15 protein-coding genes are annotated in these 17,160 nt (G+C 65.5%); 8 read left to right on the top strand and 7 right to left on the bottom strand.

Features of this window, described 5'->3' with window-relative positions; genetic code table 11:
* Positions 1-109: 109 nt before the first annotated feature.
* The 3 genes from hisS to hisG are packed head-to-tail and all read left to right on the top strand — an operon-like array spanning position 110 to position 3,521.
* On the top strand, positions 110-1,744 hold the full coding sequence (hisS, locus tag ACROSR_RS02415) for a histidine--tRNA ligase (protein WP_432682286.1): 1,635 nt from the start codon (positions 110-112) through the stop codon (positions 1,742-1,744).
* A complete protein-coding gene (locus ACROSR_RS02410) occupies positions 1,744-2,829 on the top strand; it encodes an ATP phosphoribosyltransferase regulatory subunit (protein WP_432682285.1) in 1,086 nt (361 codons plus the stop codon). Before hisS ends, ACROSR_RS02410 begins: the two co-directional genes overlap by 1 nt.
* Positions 2,826-3,521: an ATP phosphoribosyltransferase gene (hisG, locus tag ACROSR_RS02405; RefSeq protein WP_432682170.1), complete on the top strand. Its 696-nt coding sequence runs from the start codon at positions 2,826-2,828 to the stop codon at positions 3,519-3,521. Before ACROSR_RS02410 ends, hisG begins: the two co-directional genes overlap by 4 nt.
* Before the next feature lie 104 nt (positions 3,522-3,625).
* Here hisG and ACROSR_RS02400 read toward each other — a convergent pair whose 3' ends face one another.
* The 4 genes from ACROSR_RS02400 to ACROSR_RS02385 all read right to left on the bottom strand — a co-directional run bounded on the left by ACROSR_RS02400 (position 3,626) and on the right by ACROSR_RS02385 (position 5,990).
* Positions 3,626-4,219 carry an outer membrane protein gene (locus ACROSR_RS02400; protein WP_432682169.1) on the bottom strand — a complete coding sequence of 198 codons (594 nt, stop codon included), beginning with the start codon at positions 4,217-4,219 and terminating at the stop codon, positions 3,626-3,628.
* A 231-nt stretch (positions 4,220-4,450) separates the two neighbouring features.
* Positions 4,451-4,810, bottom strand: coding sequence for a hypothetical protein (locus ACROSR_RS02395; protein ID WP_432682168.1), 360 nt, complete (start codon positions 4,808-4,810; stop codon positions 4,451-4,453).
* 35 nt (positions 4,811-4,845) lie between these two features.
* On the bottom strand, positions 4,846-5,571 hold the full coding sequence (locus ACROSR_RS02390) for a DUF599 domain-containing protein (RefSeq protein ID WP_432682167.1): 726 nt from the start codon (positions 5,569-5,571) through the stop codon (positions 4,846-4,848).
* 8 nt (positions 5,572-5,579) lie between these two features.
* On the bottom strand, positions 5,580-5,990 hold the full coding sequence (locus ACROSR_RS02385; protein WP_432682166.1) for a CopD family protein: 411 nt from the start codon (positions 5,988-5,990) through the stop codon (positions 5,580-5,582).
* A 118-nt stretch (positions 5,991-6,108) separates the two neighbouring features.
* Here ACROSR_RS02385 and ACROSR_RS02380 point away from each other — a divergent pair, with 118 nt between their 5' ends.
* The 5 genes from ACROSR_RS02380 to ACROSR_RS02360 all read left to right on the top strand — a co-directional run bounded on the left by ACROSR_RS02380 (position 6,109) and on the right by ACROSR_RS02360 (position 11,521).
* On the top strand, positions 6,109-7,542 hold the full coding sequence (locus ACROSR_RS02380; RefSeq protein ID WP_432682165.1) for an FAD-linked oxidase C-terminal domain-containing protein: 1,434 nt from the start codon (positions 6,109-6,111) through the stop codon (positions 7,540-7,542).
* Positions 7,543-7,599: 57 nt separating this feature from the next.
* Entirely contained in the window at positions 7,600-8,739 is a 1,140-nt protein-coding gene (gene glcE / locus ACROSR_RS02375; RefSeq protein WP_432682164.1) for a glycolate oxidase subunit GlcE, read from the top strand.
* Entirely contained in the window at positions 8,736-10,058 is a 1,323-nt protein-coding gene (glcF, locus tag ACROSR_RS02370) for a glycolate oxidase subunit GlcF (RefSeq protein ID WP_432682163.1), read from the top strand. Before glcE ends, glcF begins: the two co-directional genes overlap by 4 nt.
* Positions 10,059-10,123: 65 nt before the next feature.
* Positions 10,124-10,912 carry a trypsin-like serine peptidase gene (locus ACROSR_RS02365; protein ID WP_432682162.1) on the top strand — a complete coding sequence of 263 codons (789 nt, stop codon included), beginning with the start codon at positions 10,124-10,126 and terminating at the stop codon, positions 10,910-10,912.
* A gap of 138 nt (positions 10,913-11,050) precedes the next feature.
* Complete coding sequence (locus tag ACROSR_RS02360) at positions 11,051-11,521, top strand: Hsp20 family protein (RefSeq protein ID WP_432682161.1); 471 nt, start codon at positions 11,051-11,053, stop codon at positions 11,519-11,521.
* Between the two features lie 158 nt (positions 11,522-11,679).
* Here the strand turns inward: ACROSR_RS02360 and ACROSR_RS02355 are convergent, their stop codons facing one another.
* The 3 genes from ACROSR_RS02355 to ACROSR_RS02345 form a co-directional block, all read right to left on the bottom strand.
* Positions 11,680-12,918: an META domain-containing protein gene (locus ACROSR_RS02355; RefSeq protein WP_432682160.1), complete on the bottom strand. Its 1,239-nt coding sequence runs from the start codon at positions 12,916-12,918 to the stop codon at positions 11,680-11,682.
* Positions 12,919-12,983: 65 nt separating this feature from the next.
* On the bottom strand, positions 12,984-14,450 hold the full coding sequence (locus ACROSR_RS02350) for an NAD-dependent succinate-semialdehyde dehydrogenase (protein ID WP_432682159.1): 1,467 nt from the start codon (positions 14,448-14,450) through the stop codon (positions 12,984-12,986).
* Positions 14,451-14,542: 92 nt separating this feature from the next.
* On the bottom strand, positions 14,543-17,137 hold the full coding sequence (locus tag ACROSR_RS02345; protein WP_432682158.1) for a TIGR02302 family protein: 2,595 nt from the start codon (positions 17,135-17,137) through the stop codon (positions 14,543-14,545).
* Between the last annotated feature and the right edge of the window lie 23 nt (positions 17,138-17,160).

The raw sequence follows: 17,160 nt of genomic DNA, 5'->3' as shown, positions 1-17,160 counted from the left end.
GCAAGGGGTTTACGCGCGGGCTGGCGGGCGGTCAATCACGCCGTCCGCCTTGCCCCTGCGCGACCCTTCGGCTAGACCGCGCCGCGACAGCCGCCGCAAGGATCAACCCATGGCCAAACCCCGCAAACAGCCGCGCCCCAAGGCAGAAACGCCGAAAGGGTTCCGCGATTATTTCGGCACGGATGTGACCGAGCGCGCCGAGATGCTGAACGCCATCGCCGGGGTCTATCATCGCTACGGCTTCGACGCGCTGGAATCGAGCGCCGTCGAGACGGTCGAGGCGCTTGGCAAGTTCCTGCCCGACGTTGACCGGCCCAATGACGGCGTGTTCGCATGGCAGGACGAGGACGACACGTGGCTTGCCCTGCGCTATGACCTGACGGCGCCGCTGGCTCGCGTCTATGCCCAGCACCGCAACGATCTGCCGACGCCCTACCGCCGTTACGCCATGGGACCGGTCTGGCGCAACGAGAAACCGGGCCCGGGCCGGTTTCGCCAGTTCTATCAATGCGATGCGGACACGGTTGGCACGAGCAGCATGGCCGCCGACGCCGAGATCTGCGCGATGCTCGCCGACACGCTTGAGGCCGTGGGGATTGAGCGCGGCGATTACGTGGTGCGGGTGAATAACCGGAAGGTTTTGAACGGGGTGTTGGAGGTCGCAGGGCTGTTTGATCCATCCGAGCCAGAGCGTTTTGCCCATGAGCGCGGGATCGTCCTGCGTGCGATTGACAAGTTGGATAGGCTGGGACCTGTCGGTGTGCGGGAGTTGCTGGGCCAAGGACGCCGCGACGACTCAGGTGATTTCACCAAAGGGGCGGCTCTTTCAGATTCACAGGCAGAGATTGTCATGCGTTATGTTCAAGCGACCGAAAGCATTGAACAAGAACTGCACGATCAATCCATGATCGCACATCGTCATGGGTCGAGCTATTCGGTGGCGTTGCAAAAGGCATCTTGGTCTGAAGATCCCGAAATGAATCGAAAGTTCGAAATTGGAAGCGAAGAGAAATCCATAAGAAATGAATTTACTGTTAAGTACTTGAATGAGATCGTTTCGGACTCAGTGGTAGGTGTTGAAGGCGTCTCCGAACTCGAAGAGATAGCGACCCTTCTTGCCGCCCAAGGCTACAATGCAGATCGCATCATCATCGACCCCTCGGTCGTGCGCGGTCTCGGCTACTATACCGGTCCCGTCTATGAGGCGGAATTGACCTTTGAAATCCTTGACGAAAAAGGCCGTCCGCGCCAGTTCGGCAGCGTTGCCGGCGGCGGGCGGTATGATGATCTGGTTAAGCGCTTCACCGGGCAGGCGGTGCCGGCCACAGGCGTCTCGATCGGGGTGGACCGTTTGCTCGCTGCCTTGCGCGAAAAGGGCCGCATGGACACCACGGCGCAGGGTCCCGTCGTTGTCACGGTGATGGATCGCGCCCGGATGGCCGAGTATCAGGCGATGGTGGGCGAGTTGCGGCAGGCGGGCATCCGTGCCGAGGTTTATCTCGGCAACCCCAAGAACTTTGGCAACCAGATGAAATATGCCGACCGGCGCGGCAGCCCCATCGCGATCATCGCGGGCAGCGACGAGTTCGACAAGGGCGTGGTGCAGATCAAGGACCTGATCCTTGGCGCGCAACTGGCCGAGAACGCCACGCTGGAGGAATGGAAGGAACGCCCCAGTCAGATCGAGGTGCCGCGTGCCGGGCTCGTTGAAAAGGTGCGCGAAATGCTGGCGGTGCAGGGATGATCCCCGACCGCGCCGCGACCCTGGCCGAGGCCGCGCGCCTGCGCAGTCTGTTCGAGTCGGCGGGCGCGCAGCCGGTCGAGACCGCGATCCTGCAACCGGCCGAGGCGCTGCTCGATCTTTACGGTGAGGATATCCGCGCGCGGGCTTATGTCACCTCGGACGCGCTGAGGGGCGAGCAGATGTTGCGCCCCGATTTCACCGTGCCGGTGGTGCAGATGCACATGCAGCACGGCGCCGAACCGGCGCGCTACACCTATTCCGGCGAGGTGTTCCGACGTCAGGAAGAGGACCCCTCGCGCGCCAACGAATATATTCAGGTGGGCTACGAGATCTTCGAGCGTGACGCGCCAGAGGCCGCGGACGCCGAGGTTTTCTCGATGGTTTTCAATATGCTGCGCCCGCTTGGCCTGCGCGCGGCGACCGGCGATATCGGCATCCTCATGGCCGCTGTCGAGGGGTTGCGCACGACCGAGCGGCGCAAGGCGGCACTGCGGCGCCATATCTGGCGGCCGCGCCGGTTCCGTGCGCTGATCGACCGTTTTTCCGGACGTTCGCCGATGCCCGAGGCCCGTGCGGCGCTTCTGGCGGCGGACGATCCCATGGCGAAAGCCGGTCCCGTGGTCGGCTTGCGCACCCGCGATGAAATCAAAAGCCGGATCACGGCCTTGCGCGAGGATGCGGCAACCGCCCCGATCGCCCGCACCGAGGTCGATCTGCTCGACGCGATTCTGGCGGTGCGCGAGACCAGCGACAACGCGCTGGAGCGACTGCGCGACATCGCGGTGGACATGGAGGCGATCCAGCCCGCGGTCGAACGGCTGGCGCGGCGGCTCGACGCGCTGGAGGCACGCGGGCTGGATATCACCACGCTCGATTTCGAAGCCAGTTACGGGCGAACGCAGATGGAATACTATGATGGCTTTGTCTTCGGGTTCCATGCAGAAAAACGCCCCGACCTGCCCCCGGTGGCAACCGGCGGGCGCTATGATGCGCTGACCCGGCAGCTTGGCGCGGGCGGTGAGATTCCGGCCGTGGGCGGGGTGATCCGACCGGGTCTGGTGCTCAGCCTTGGAGGCGCGGCATGAGCCTGAAACTGGGGGTGCCGTCGAAGGGGCGGCTGATGGACAAGACCTTTGACTGGTTCGCACGGCACGGCATCGAACTGGGCAAATCCGGTTCTGACCGTGAATATGCCGGATTCGTTCAGGGTATCGATAATGTCGAGCTTATCCTGCTTTCGGCGGGCGAAATCCCGCGTGAACTGGCGGCGGGGCGCATTCATCTGGGGGTCACGGGCACCGATCTGGTGCGCGACACGCTGGGACAGTGGGAGAACCTTGTCGCGGAACTGGCCGAACTGGGCTTTGGGCAGGCCGACCTTGTGCTGGCCGTGCCGCGCGCCTGGGTCGATGTGAGCTGTCTGGACGATCTTGATGCCGTGGCCGCCGCGTTTCGGTCAAAGCACGGGTTCCGGTTGAGAATTGCCACGAAATACCATCATCTCGTGCGCAATTTCCTGCGCGAGAACGGGGTCGCGGATTACCAGTTGATCGACAGTCAGGGCGCGACCGAGGGCACCGTCAAGAATGAAACCGCCGAAGCAATCGCGGATATCACGTCCAGCGGGGATACCCTGCGGGCCAACCATCTGAAAATACTGGATGATGGCGTGATTCTGAAGTCGCAGGCGACCCTGTTCAAGTCGCGCGTCGCCCCGATGGAAGATGCCGACCGTCACACGTTGAAGGACCTGAAGGATCGGCTCGATCTCGACTGACGTCGCGGACGCAGGGTTGTTTTCAGCCTGAAATGGACGCACGGGCGGTGCAATGAAAAAAGGCGGCCCGTGGGGCCGCCTTTTGGCGTCGCATGATCCGGGGATCAGAACCGGAAGGTTGCCCGCGCCTGAACCGTCGTCACATCGACGTCGACTGTGGTCGAACCGAAATCGTCGAACTGGTGATACAGAACTTCACCACCCAGCGAGATGTTGTCGGTCACGAGGTGCTCGTAGCCGGCACCGACGAAGTAACCGTCATCGTCGCCCAGATTGTCGGTGTCCGCCCAAGCGTAACCGCCGGTCGCATAGGCCAGCCCGTTGCCGATCTTGTAGCCGCCGCGCAGCTTGGCGCGGAATACGTCCTCGACCGAGGCAACTGTGCCGACATCAATGTCGGTGAAATCGTAGTCGAGGCCGGCACCGATCACGAAGCCGTTCTGCAGGTCATAGTCGTAGCCGCCGACAAGACCACCGATCACGCCGTCATCGCTGCTGATGCCGCTGGGATCGACATTGGCATAGCCAAGCTGTCCACCACCGTAGAATCCGGTCCAGTCGGGCGATGCCGGTGCGGCGGGAACGGGTGCCGGGGCTTGGACCATCGGCTCGGGAGTGGGCTCGCTCACGTTGCCTGCGAGGGCGGGTGCGGCGAGAAATGCGGCCACTGTCGCCAGGGCTGTTGTTGTCTTAAGCATCTGAGTTCCTTTCATAATTTCTACGCCTCTTGGATCAAAAAGATCATCGGGGCACGGTTACAACCGTTATGAATGCATATCGTTCCACAGACGTGTCTGGACAAGGGGCTGGGGAGGCCAAAACGATCACAGCATGGTGAGGGGCAGGATCATGCGCATTTGTCGGGAAAAATCCGCGGAAATCCGCGCATGCGTTGTATAAATCACTCACTAGACGTATATCTTCCGGGGTCAGGGTTGAATGTGAATTCTCACGGTGTCGGTGGTCCAGCCATCGACAGAGCAGTGCGCGCGGACGAAGATATCCCCGGTGACGTCTTGCAGGTCGAGATCGACGAGCGCGCGGGTAAAGGGCTGCTCATCGACATGCGGATGGTGCAGCACCCGATGGCCAAGCCGGGTGCCAGCCTCATCGCGCACGTCCCACCCGTCGGCGTAATGCGCCCAGCCCGTATCGGGATGGCGCAGCGTGACATCCACCCGCCAGGATGTGCCGGTCTGCGTGGCCGTGGCATCGACGATTTCCGGCGGCTCGGCCGTGGCGGCGGAGGCGACGAGAGTGACAAACGCGATCAAAGGGATCTGCTTCATGCGCCGATCATAGCGTGTGTGCCGCGACAGCGGGGTCACGTCTTCGTGTCGTCATCCCCTGGCATGTCCGGACGCATCAGGACGGTGCGCGAGGTCGAGGCGAATTCGCGGCGCAAGAGCACCAGTGCCGTGATCCCGGCCGCCGCGATCAGCGCATAGGCCCCCAGAAGCCACGCGGCCGCCGCAAGCGCGCAATAAAGCGACCGCAACCCGCGATTGAACCCGCGTGCAGCGGTGATGTTGATCTCGGCGGCCTTGGCTGCGCGGGTCAGGGCCGCGGGGTGATCGCGGGTATTGGGCACAGCGCCCATCATCACGGCGCAATAGCCGAACAGCCGGTTCGACCAGACGAATTTAAGGAACGCGTTGACGAGGAAGACCACGATCAGCAGGATCTTGACCTCCCAGACCAGCACGGGTTGCTGACCGGCGGTCAGATCCTCGGCGACGCCCATGACCCGTTCGAGATCGCCCAGCAGTGCCAGCGTGCCGCCAATGGCGATCAGCGTGGCCGAGGCAAAGAACGAGGTGCCCTGCCGCAATTGCCCGATCACCTGGGCATCGAAGATGCGCGGATCGCGGTCAACGAATTGCACCATCCATTCGCGACGGTAATTGGCCATCAGGTTCGAGGTCGAGGGCCAGCGGCGCGGCGCATTCTCGATCAGCAGGGTTGTCCCCATCCAGACGAACAGCAGGAACGCCACGCCCAGGGCATCAAATGGCGTCAGCACCGAAAACTCTGACGGCAGGCCCGTCATCGCCGCGCTCAGAACGGACGTGCGACGACGGCCCAGAGAACCGCGATCACGCCCAGAACACTGATTTCGTTGAAGATACGCAGGTAACGGTCGCTTTCGGTAAACACACCCCTGCGGGCGCGCAGGACCAGTCGCCCGGTCCAGCCGTAATGCGCTGCAAGCGCCAGCACCAGCGCGGTCTTGAGATGCGTCCAGGCCGGCCAGCCCCACCAATGCGCCAGCACCAGCCCGGTGGCGATGCCGATCACCCCCAGCCCCAGCGAAAAGCGGTACAGCCGGATGGTCAGATCGCCCAGCGGGCCGAATTCGCCCAGCCGGTCCCATTCGCGGTGCCAGTAGATCAGGGCGCGGGGGACGGCGAAGATCGACGTCACCCAGCCCATCACGCACAGAAGATGTATGATCTTGACCCAGTCCATGCGCGTCGTTTGCCCGACTGCGGCCCCGCATGCAAGTTTTACCCGGCCGCAGGGCGCATGAATGACTCGCGAAACCCGCGAATTGGCGATAGATGTTGACCAATTGGAGGAGATGCCGATGCAGATGCCCGTTCCGGACCCCGAGATCCAGTCGCGCAAGGCCGCCTTGGTGACGCGCCTGCGTACGGTGCTGCCCGAAGGCGCGGTGATCGACGACGTCGCCGAGACACGCGCCTATGAATGCGATGCGCTGACCGCCTACAAGTGCCCGCCGATGGCGGTGATTCTGCCCGCCTCGACCGACGAGGTGAGCCGGGCGCTGGCGATCTGCCACCAGATGGGCGTGCCGGTCGTGCCGCGCGGATCGGGGACATCGCTGGCCGGGGGCGCGTTGCCGACGGCGGATTGCGTGATCCTTGGCGTGGCGCGAATGGCCGAGGTGATCGAGACCGATTACGAGAACCGCGTGATCCGGGTGCAGACCGGGCGCACCAATCTGAGCGTCACCGGCGCCGTCGAGGAAGAGGGGTTTTTCTATGCCCCCGACCCGTCAAGCCAGCTGGCCTGCGCCATTGCCGGCAATATCGCGATGAATTCCGGCGGCGCGCATTGCCTGAAATACGGGGTGACGACCAACAACCTGCTTGGCGTGACGCTGGTGCAGATGGACGGCACCGTGGTCGAGCTGGGCGGCGCGTATCTGGATGCCGACGGCTATGACCTGCTGGGGCTGATCTGCGGGTCCGAGGGGCAGCTTGGCGTGGTGACCGAAGCAAGCTTGCGCATCCTGCGGGCCCCCGAGGGCGCGCGCCCGGTGCTGATCGGTTTTGATTCGAGCGAAGTCGCCGGGTCCTGTGTGTCGGACATCATCAAGGCCGGCGTGCTGCCGGTGGCGATCGAGTTCATGGATCGCCCCTGCATCCGAGCCACCGAGGATTTCGCACAGGCGGGGTATCCCGACTGCGAGGCGTTGCTGATCGTCGAGGTCGAGGGATCGGAGGCCGAGATCGACGAACAGCTTGCCCTGATCGAGGCGATTGCGCGCACACATGATCCCGTCGCCCTGCGCCAGAGCCGGTCGGCCGCCGAAAGCGCCGCGATCTGGACGGGGCGCAAGTCGGCATTCGGGGCGATGGGGCAGCTGGGCGATTACATGTGCCTCGATGGGACCATCCCGGTCGGCGAACTGCCGTATGTCTTGCGCCGGATCGGCGAGATGTCGGCGGAATTCGGTCTGGGTGTGGCCAACGTGTTTCATGCCGGCGACGGCAACATGCATCCGCTGATCCTGTACGATGCCAACGCCCCCGGAGAGCTGGAGCGCTGCGAGGCGTTCGGCGCGGAGATCCTGAAACTGTGCGTCGAGGTCGGCGGATGCCTGACCGGAGAACACGGCGTCGGTATCGAGAAGCGCGACCTGATGTCGCATCAATACGGACCCGACGATCTGGCCGCGCAGATGGACGTCAAGGACGTGTTCGACCCGAAATGGCTGCTCAACCCCGCCAAGGTGTTTCCGCTGGACGTGTCGGATGCGCGGCGCATTGCATGACGCGGATGCACGCGGCTGCGTCGGTGGATTTGGGTATTTGAACCAAGAAGAAACCGCATGACACCAGAGACCGAAGACGAACTTGCCGGAATCATCAAGGCGGCCGACGGCCCGCTGCGCATCGAGGGGGGCGGCACCCGGCCCCTCGGGCGGGCGTCGAACGGCGCACGGCTGAGCACGGCCGGATTGCGTGGGATCAGGCTTTACGAACCGGGGGCGCTGACGCTGGTTGCGGGCGCCGGCACGCCATTGGAGGAGATCGAGGACGCGCTTGCCGCAGAAGGTCAGCGACTGGCCTTCGAGCCGATGGATCATCGTGGATTGCTGGGTACCCAAGGTGTTCCGACCCTTGGCGGCGTCGTGGCCGCGAATGTCAGCGGCCCGCGCCGCATACAGGCCGGGGCAGCCCGCGATTTCCTGCTGGGTGTGCGCCTTGTCGACGGGCAGGGGCGGATCATCCGCAATGGCGGGCGGGTCATGAAGAACGTCACTGGCTATGATCTGGCAAAGGTGATGGCGGGAAGTTACGGCACGCTGGGCGTCCTGAGCGAGGTGGCGCTGAAGGTGCTGCCCGCGCCGGGCTGCACAGGCACCTTGCGGCTTTACGGGTTGAGCGATCCCGAGGCTGTCGAGGTGCTGTGCCGTGCGCTGGGGTCGCCCTACGAGGTGACCGGCGCGGCGCATCTGCGACCGGGACCGGGCGACCCGCCGGTTACGTTGCTTCGGCTGGAAGGTTCGGAGGCGTCGGTCGCGTACCGCGCGGAACGCGTTCAGGCCATGCTGTCGGGGGTCGGGGCATGCACGCTGGACACCGATTCCGACTGCGTCGCGGCCGATTGGCGTCAGGTGCGCGATGTCGCCCCCTTTCACGGGCGCACCGGCGATGTCTGGCGGGTGTCTGTGAAACCCACCGACGCGCCGGGGATCGTGGCCGATCTGCCGGACGCGCAGGCGCTGTACGACTGGGGTGGAGGGCTGATCTGGCTGCTGGTGCCCGAGGGCGCCGCGGCCCCCGAAATCCGTGCCGCGGTCGGCGCGCGCGGCGGACATGCCATGCGGGTGCGGGGCGATCGCAGCCGTGCGGCGTTTGGCCCGCGGCCCGCGCCCGTCGAGGCGCTGGAGAACGGGTTGCGGCACAAGTTCGACCCGCGGGGTATCCTAAACCCCGGTTTGATGGCCCGGATGGAGAGCGCATGAAGACCGAATTCACGCCCGAGCAACTGGCCGATCCGAAGATCGCGCGCGCCAACCAGATCCTGCGATCCTGCGTGCATTGCGGGTTCTGCACCGCGACCTGCCCGACCTACCAGGTGCTGGGCGACGAGCTGGACAGTCCGCGGGGCCGAATCTACCTGATCAAGGACATGCTGGAGAATGACCGCGTCCCGGATGAAAAGACGGTGCTGCATATCGACCGCTGCCTGTCGTGCCTGGCCTGCATGACGACCTGCCCGTCGGGGGTGCATTACATGCATCTCGTGGATCAGGCGCGCGAATATATCGAGGAACGGTACCGCCGGCCGCTGTCGGACCGGGCGCTGCGCTGGGTGCTGGCGCGGATCCTGCCCTATCCGGGGCGGTTCCGGCTGGCGCTGCTGGGGGCCAAGATCGGCCGGCCCTTTGCGCGGCTGATGCCCGATGCGCGGCTGCGCGCGATGCTCGACATGGCGCCCAAGCGCATCCCGCTGGTCAGCCGCAATGACGCGCCACAGGTATTTCCCGCGCAAGGCGCGCGCGTCAAGCGCGTGGCGCTGATGACCGGCTGTGCGCAGCGCGCGCTCAACACCGATATCAACGATGCCACGATCCGCCTGCTGACGCGGGCAGGCTGCGACGTGGTGGTGGCCGACGGCGCGGGCTGTTGCGGGGCGCTGACCCATCACATGGGCAAGACCGCCGAAAGCCATGCGAGCGCCGCCCGCAACATCACCGCATGGGCGCGCGAGATGGATCGCGAGGGCCTTGACGCGGTAGTGATCAACACCAGCGGTTGTGGGACAACGGTGAAGGATTATGGGCACATGTTCCGCCTTAGTCCGCTGGCCGAGGAGGCCGCAAAAGTCAGCGCGATTGCCATGGATGTGAGCGAATTCCTCATCCAGCTCGACCTGTCGGAGGGGGACGACAAAGAGATGGTCGTCGCCTATCACGCCGCCTGTTCGTTGCAGCATGGTCAGCAGATCAAGACATATCCCAAGGATCTGCTCAAACAAGCCGGGTTCCGGGTGGTGGAGCCCGCCGACGCCCATCTGTGCTGCGGATCTGCGGGGACCTACAACCTGATGCAGCCGGCGATATCCGGCCAGCTCAAGACCCGAAAGATCCGAACGCTGGAGGCGAAAAACCCGGACGTTATCGCCGCCGGCAATATCGGGTGCATGATGCAGATCGGGTCGGGCATCGGGGTGCCGGTGGTGCACACGGTCGAATTGCTCGACTGGGCCACCGGGGGTCCGAAGCCGCCCGCGCTGTCGGATGCGCCGCGCGCGGTTTCGGGGGTTCCCGTCCTGCGCTGATCCGGGCATAGTTCGCATACCATGTCCACGCGCCGACAGGCGCACACCCCCGCGCCGGAGGTCGAATGCTGCGTCTGTTCCTGTGCTTCGTCTGTTTTTGGGTCACGCTTGGTGGCGCCGTGGCCGCGCAGGACAGCCATTTGCAGCGCCTCGATATAGGTGACACGGCCCGCCAGTGGCAGGCGGTGGGCCGGCTGGATCTGAACGGGCGCGGGCTTTGCACGGGGGCGCTTGTCGCGCCCGACCTTGTCCTGACCGCCGCGCACTGCCTGTACGACCGTGACACCGGTATGCGTCTGAACCCCGCGCGAATCGCTTTCAGGGCCGGGCTGCGCGACGGTCGGGCCGTCGCCGACCGCCCCGTGCTGCGTGCCGTGATACATCCCGATTACGCCTTCGACGCGGGTGTGACGGCGGCGCGCGTGCGCCATGACGTGGCGCTACTGGAACTGGCCGCGCCGATCGACACCGCCCGCGTGACCCTGTTCACGACCGGCGATCAGCCGCGCCCGGGCGAGACGATCGGCGTCGTGAGCTATGCGCGCGGCCGGGCCGAGGCCGCGTCGTTTCAGAATGCCTGCACCGTGCTGGCGCAACAGGAAGGGATGCTGGTGATGTCCTGCGATGTCGATTTCGGATCGAGCGGCGCGCCGGTATTTTCCTTTGCGGGCGGGCGGCCGCAGATCGTGTCGGTGATCTCGGCCATGGCCGAGGTCGAGGGGCGCAAGGTCTCGCTTGGCATGCGCCTCGTGGATCCGCTGCGGGTTCTGCGCGCGGCGCTTGAGGCCGGGCAGGGGGTTTTTCCCCGGACCGTGCAGACCCCCGAAAAGGACGCGATCATCGCGCGCCATTGATCCGTACGGCTCTTGACAGGGGGTCGGGCGCTTCCCATTTCAAACTCGCCTCGGTGCCTGAAATTTGGGCCGGGGCGTCACCGGCCTGTCCCGTGCGGGAAGGTCGGCATCAAAGTATCGCTCAAAGGAGGATGACTTATGCGTAACTTCGATCTTGCACCGCTGTACCGTGCGACCGTCGGCTTCGATCAGGTGGCCGACCTGCTGGACCGGGCCATGGCCAGCGACATGTCGCAGCCCACCTATCCGCCCTACAACATCGAAAAGACGGCTGACGATACCTACCGCATCTCTATCGCGGTCGCGGGTTTCTCTGCCGATGATCTCAACGTCGAGGTGAAGGACGGCGCGCTTGTCGTGTCGGCCCGCAAATCCGACGAGGACCGGAATCGCAGCTACCTGCATCGCGGGATCGCCACCCGAGCGTTCGAGCGGCGGTTTCAGCTTGCCGATCATGTACACGTGACAGGGGCAGCCCATGCGGACGGGATGCTGCATATCGACCTAGAACGCGAGATGCCCGAGGCCCTGAAACCGCGCCAGATCAGCATTTCGCGCGACGTGCCGTCGGTATCCAAGGATGTCGTGGACGCTGAAAAGGTGAACTGACGCGGCGTGATCGCTGCCAAGACGTCTGCGCCCGGTCGGCTTCATGCCGATCGGGCTTTTTCATGCGTCATGCGCCACGGTGGGCACTGCCGCTGCGCGACATCATGGGGGCGACGCGCATCGCGCGCGCATGACCTGACGCGCCGCGCGTCGTTGGATCAGGGTTGGCGCGCCTCAAGCAGGATCTTGTCCCCGTCCCCGATCAGGACCAACGCGCCGTCGTCGGTGATGTCGAAACGTTCGACCTGTTCAAGCGCATCGAGCATGCGGCGTTCCTGATCCATCAGGGCGTCGTCGCAGGCCATCATCGTGCTGCCCATGGCACCAAAGCGCAGGCCCTCTCCGGTCAGGTTGAAATTGCCGATCAGCCGGTTGCAGCCGCTGCTGCCCGCAACCCGCCCCGGCGGCAGGAAATTGAGCGACAGGCGTTCGGGCTCGACCAGATCCGCCTCGCCGAGGGCGGTAATTCGCCAAAGCTCTTGCGTCAGCAGGTCCGAGGGATTGCCGCCGCAGCCACGCAGCTCGCGCCCGTCGAGGGTCAGCCGCGCGGTGTCGGGATAGGGCATGCCGGTGGCGTCGTCGTGACACAGCCGTTCCTCGACGCGCAGGGTCGCATCGGCCTCGGGCATGTCGAACTCGTAGGCGCCCGGCACGACCTGGACCACGGGACGCGCGGCTTCGCGGCTGATCTCGCCGTAATCGGCCACCACCTCGGCGGTGTCGGCGTCCAGCATGACATGCCAGCCGGGTTCGTTGCCCTGCGCGCGATAGGGGGCCTCGTCGGCGGGGGGCACTTTGCGGCAATCGGACAGGTCACGCCCTTCCAGCCGGATCGAAATCGCCTCGCCCTTGTTCCAGACATGGGTGTCGGTTTCGCCAAGCACCTCGTAGCGTGCACCAGACGCAGCGCGGACCTGCGCCAGCCGGATATCGCGGCCCTCGACCCGCAGGACCATGTCGTCGCCCAGAACCCCGATCGAAACGGGGATGTCGCCGCAGATAAAATCGCTGGCGAAGGCCAGCGGCGTCACCGGCTCCAGCGTCAACTCTCCAAGATCGACGGTGTCGCGCCCGGCCTCGAATTCCAGCCCTTCCAGAACCCAACGGGCCTCAAAATGGACGCGGATCACCGCGCCCAGATCCCCCGAAAGCCCCGAAGGCACCGTGAGCTCGAAGGGCAGGGGCACCTGTTGTCCGTCAGGGTCGAGCGTCGCCTCGCCCAGCATCGCGCCGAACCGTCCCTCTGCCACCACGATGGCCGTGGCTTCGGGCGGCAACGCGATGCGTTGCATGTAGCCGAGCGCACCGCGGATCGTGCGCGTGTCATCGGCCTGCGACAGGACCGGCCCGGCGGGGCCGAGCGAAAGCATGAGAGCCAGGGCGGTGATGCGGCGCATCGAAAACCTCCTCAAGAGATTGGGTAGATCCAGTCTACCCCCCGCCGGCCCGCCGGTCGAGACTGTCAGACGCTGGTACAGATATATTTCATCTCGAGGAACTCGTCGATGCCATGATGGCTGCCCTCGCGGCCCAGCCCGGATTGCTTGACCCCGCCGAACGGTGCCATTTCCGTCGAGATGATACCGGTATTGACGCCGACGATGCCGTATTCCAGCGCCTCGGCGACGCGTGTGACGCGGCTCAGGTCATTGGCGTAGAAATACGATGCCAGCCCGAAGATGGTATCGTTGGCCAGGTCGATCACGTCGTCCTCATCCTCGAACTTGAAAAGCGGCGCGAGAGGGCCGAATGTTTCCTCGGTGGAAAAATCCATCTCGCGGGTCGCCCCAGTGATGATCGTGGGTGGCAGGAACAGGCCGTCGGCCTCTTCCGCACCACCAAGGATGACCGTGCCGCCCTTGGCCGTGGCATCGGCCACATGCGCGCGCACCTTGTCGAGCGCGTCGGCGTCGATCAGCGGCCCGAGCGTCGTCCCCTCGGCCAGACCGTCGCCGACCTTCAGCTTTTCCACCGCCGTCTTGAGCTTGGCGGCAAAGGCGTCATAGACGCCGGCCTGTACGTAGATGCGGTTGGCGCAAACGCAGGTCTGACCGTTGTTGCGGAACTTGCACATGATCGCGCCTTCGACCGCCGCATCGAGATCGGCGTCGTCGAAGACGATGAAGGGTGCGTTGCCCCCAAGCTCCATCGCGCATTTCAGCACCTGGTCGGCGGCCTGCCGCAACAGGATGCGCCCGACCTCGGTGCTGCCGGTAAAGGTCAGCTTGCGCACGCCGGGGTTTTCGCAGAATTCACGGCCGATCTCGGCATCTTCGGTCGAGGGAACAATGTTGAAAATGCCCGCGGGAATACCCGCACGCTCGGCCAGAACGCCGAGCGCCGTCGCCGATAACGGTGTCTCACTGGCAGGACGCCCGACAAAGGCACAGCCCGCGGCCAGCGCCGGACCGGCCTTGCGGGTGATCATCGCGGTCGGGAAGTTCCATGGCGTGATCGAGGCGACCACCCCGATCGGCTGCTTGATTACCGTGATGCGCTTGTCGCGCTGATGGCCGGGGATCGTCTCGCCATAGACGCGCTTGGCCTCTTCGCCGAAAAACTCGATGAACGCGGCGCCGTAGGCGATCTCGCCCGTCGCCTCGGCCAGCGGCTTGCCCTGCTCGGCGGTCAGGATCACGCCGAGATCGTGCTGGTTCTCCATCATCAGGTCGAAAAAGCGGCGCAGCACGGTCGCGCGTTCCTTGCCGGTCCATTTCGCCCAGTCTTTCTGCGCGGCCTCGGCCCCGGCGATGGCGCGCGCCACCTGTGCCCGGCTGAGATCGGCCACATTGGCGATCACGTCGCCGCGCGCGGGGTTGATGACCTCGAACGTGCCGTTGTCGCCATCCACCCAGTCACCGTTGATATAGGCCTTTTCGGCCAGCAGCGTGGGATCCTTGAGTATGGATTTCAGATCTGTGCCGGTCATCGTGCTTCCCTCTCGACGAATGCATGTTGGGCGACAGGCAAAGCAGCTTGTGCCCGAAATGTCCAGCACATGATCCGGACGGGGATCGTGTCTCAGAACCGGTCGAGCAGGCGTTCGAGGTAATCAAGCTCGATATCGGGCCGGTCGCCCTCGCCCGAGCGTCGCCGGATCTCGTCCAGCAGATCGCGCGCGCGGCGATAGACGTCTTCGCCCTGAAGCAGATCGTCCTGTGTACCGACGCGCCCGCCCTGTCCCGCCTCGCGGCCAAGCGGATCGGCCTGCGCCTGTCCCGGTGGGCCTTCGCCCTCGCCCTGACCGCCGGGGGTCTGCTGTTGGGCCATGGCCTCGCCCATGTTGCGCATGCCTTCGCGCAGCGCCTCCATCGCGTCGGCCTGGTCGTCGATGGCACCGGGAAGATCGTCATCGCGCAGCGACTCCTCGGCGCCTTCCATTGCGCGTTCGGCGCGTTCCAGCGCCTCGCGCGCGGCCTCACCGGCCTCGCCGCCCAGCCCCGGCAGCCCCTGCCGCTGGCGTTGCAGTTCGCGGCGCAGCGCCTCTTGCCGGTCGGACAGCGACCCGGCGCGGCCCTGACCATCACCGCCCTGACCCTCGCCCGGCTGCATGCCGTTCCGGCTGCCCTGTCCACCCTGACCCGGCTGACCCTCGCGGTCGCCTTGGCCCGGTTCGCCCTGTGACGGGCCCGACTGCCCGCCGGGATCGAACTGGTCCTGCAGGTCGCGGAAGGCGTCGTCCGACAGGCCCTGCTGATCGCGCAGCGTCTCGGCCAGGCCTTCCATCGCCTGCTGGCCGGGTGACTGGCCCTCGCCGCCCTGGCCTTGGGTGACCTGCATGTTCTCCATCATCTGCTGGAACTCCTCCAGCGCCTGTTGGGCCTCGGCGAAGCGCCCCTCGTTCATCAGCTCCTGAATGCGGTCCATCATGTCCTGCAGATCCTGTTGGTTCATCTGCATCATGTTTTCCGCGCTGCGCTGATCGTCGCCCCCGTCGGGATCGTCGCGTTGCGCCTGCTGCATCTTCTGGCGCAGGTAATCCTGCGTGGCGTCGCGCAGATCCTGCATCAGGCGCGCGATTTCCTCTTCGCTGGCGCCATTGCGCATCGCTTCGCTCAGCCGCTCTTGCGCGTTTCGCATGCGTTCCAGCGCGTCACCCACATCGCCATCTTCCAGAAGCACCCCAAGATCCCACAGCGCCTGTGCGATCTCGTCGCGTTCCGCCGTGCTCAGCCCGTCATCGGCGATACCGGCCTCCAGCCGGCGGATGATCACGCGCATCCGCAGATACGCCTTTTCCGACCTGAAAAGCCCCTCGCGCGGCTGGTAGGACACGGCGCGCAACACCTGTGCGACGCGGCGCGCATTGTCGCGCGACCACAGAAGATCGCGCCGCTGCTCGATCACCGCCGCCGCCATCGGGTTGAAAAAGCGCCGCGCGGGCAGGGCCATGTCCACGGGTCGGGACAGGCCGGTTTGCCCGACGGCATCTTCGGCCTGCATTCGCAGGACCACCGGAAGGTGGGCCCAGGGGTGCTGCGACAGGTTCTCGATCAGCGCCTCGGAGAACTCCGTCCGGTCGCCGGCCAGCGGCATCGGCAGGTCAAGCGTCAGCGGGTCGCGCGGCTCGGGGGGCACGGCAAGCCCGTGGCGGCGCTCCACCGCGTCGAGGTCCAGCTCGATCACGGCAGTGCCTGACACCACCCCGTAATCGTCGCGCGCCTCGAAGGGCAGGCGCATCTGCCCGTCGAACGCGACCTCGGCCTCGTCCGAAAGCACGCGAATTTCAGGGGGGGCATCGGCGGTCGCCTCGACCGTCCAGGCCCGTCCTCCGGGGCCGTCGATGCGCAGCGCGCCATCGCGGACGATCTCGAAGCTTTGCTCGGGTTCGGTCGCGCTGCCGTCGTCGCCGTCGTCCGGCCCGGTCGGACCGGACACTGCTTCATTCAGGCTCAGCGCGCCTGCCTCACCATAAAGTCGAACGGTAACTTCACTGCCCACGGGCGCGCGCACCGTGCCCTTCTGATCGGCGAGGTACAGCGTGGGCAGGCCGGTATAGGCGGGCGGCTCGACCCAACCTTCCCAGACTGGACCCTGCGCCAGGGCAGATCCCTGGCCGGCACCGGGCATCATCTCGGTCACCGATCCCGCGCGCCAGACAGAGCCGAACAGAAGCGCCACCACCAGTGCCAGCAACGCGACGTAACGCAAACCGAACGGATCCTGCCGCGACAAGCGCAGATCGGGCTCGACTGCCTGCGCAGCTTCGGCACGGGCCGCCATCCGGTCCTGGTGGACGCGCCAGAGCGCCTGAGATCCGGCATCGCCCGCGCCCACGGCCTGGGTGTCGGCCAGCGCGGCAAGGGGGCGTCCGGGCAGCGTCGCGTCCAGCCGTGCCAGCGCGGCGGCCCGGCCCGGAAACCGGAAGCGCGCGACACCGCGTATGGCCAACGCGACGAGCGCAAGACATGCCAGACCACCGGCGATCCAGACCGATCCGATCCGTATCACGTCCTGCACGCCGAGCATCAGAAGGGCGGCCACCACCGCCACGAGACTCCAGACCGGCCAGAAGGCCCGCAATACCCGCTCGGCGATCATCCCGGCCCAGGTCAGCATCAGCGGCCACCGCAATCGCGCCGTCACATCTCGCAGGGGGGGGCGGTTCGCTGCCATGGCCGCATCACTCCTCGGGTCGA

Origin of the sequence: Roseovarius tibetensis (assembly GCF_050896375.1) — a bacterium.
In the GTDB taxonomy this organism is placed as follows: domain Bacteria; phylum Pseudomonadota; class Alphaproteobacteria; order Rhodobacterales; family Rhodobacteraceae; genus Roseovarius; species Roseovarius tibetensis.
Note: the sequence above shows the minus strand (reverse complement) of the source record. Positions and strands in the feature narration are given on the sequence as shown.

Coding starts and splice junctions, on each gene's coding strand:
- ACROSR_RS02355 (WP_432682160.1), bottom strand. CDS start 12,918: ATGCGCCGCATCACCGCCCTGGCTCTCATGCTTTCGCTCGGCCCCGCC.
- ACROSR_RS02345 (WP_432682158.1), bottom strand. CDS start 17,137: ATGGCAGCGAACCGCCCCCCCCTGCGAGATGTGACGGCGCGATTGCGG.
- glcF (WP_432682163.1), top strand. CDS start 8,736: ATGAAGACCGAATTCACGCCCGAGCAACTGGCCGATCCGAAGATCGCG.
- ACROSR_RS02385 (WP_432682166.1), bottom strand. CDS start 5,990: ATGGACTGGGTCAAGATCATACATCTTCTGTGCGTGATGGGCTGGGTG.
- ACROSR_RS02350 (WP_432682159.1), bottom strand. CDS start 14,450: ATGACCGGCACAGATCTGAAATCCATACTCAAGGATCCCACGCTGCTG.
- hisS (WP_432682286.1), top strand. CDS start 110: ATGGCCAAACCCCGCAAACAGCCGCGCCCCAAGGCAGAAACGCCGAAA.
- ACROSR_RS02395 (WP_432682168.1), bottom strand. CDS start 4,810: ATGAAGCAGATCCCTTTGATCGCGTTTGTCACTCTCGTCGCCTCCGCC.
- ACROSR_RS02380 (WP_432682165.1), top strand. CDS start 6,109: ATGCAGATGCCCGTTCCGGACCCCGAGATCCAGTCGCGCAAGGCCGCC.
- ACROSR_RS02365 (WP_432682162.1), top strand. CDS start 10,124: ATGCTGCGTCTGTTCCTGTGCTTCGTCTGTTTTTGGGTCACGCTTGGT.
- ACROSR_RS02400 (WP_432682169.1), bottom strand. CDS start 4,219: ATGCTTAAGACAACAACAGCCCTGGCGACAGTGGCCGCATTTCTCGCC.
- hisG (WP_432682170.1), top strand. CDS start 2,826: ATGAGCCTGAAACTGGGGGTGCCGTCGAAGGGGCGGCTGATGGACAAG.
- ACROSR_RS02390 (WP_432682167.1), bottom strand. CDS start 5,571: ATGACGGGCCTGCCGTCAGAGTTTTCGGTGCTGACGCCATTTGATGCC.
- ACROSR_RS02360 (WP_432682161.1), top strand. CDS start 11,051: ATGCGTAACTTCGATCTTGCACCGCTGTACCGTGCGACCGTCGGCTTC.
- glcE (WP_432682164.1), top strand. CDS start 7,600: ATGACACCAGAGACCGAAGACGAACTTGCCGGAATCATCAAGGCGGCC.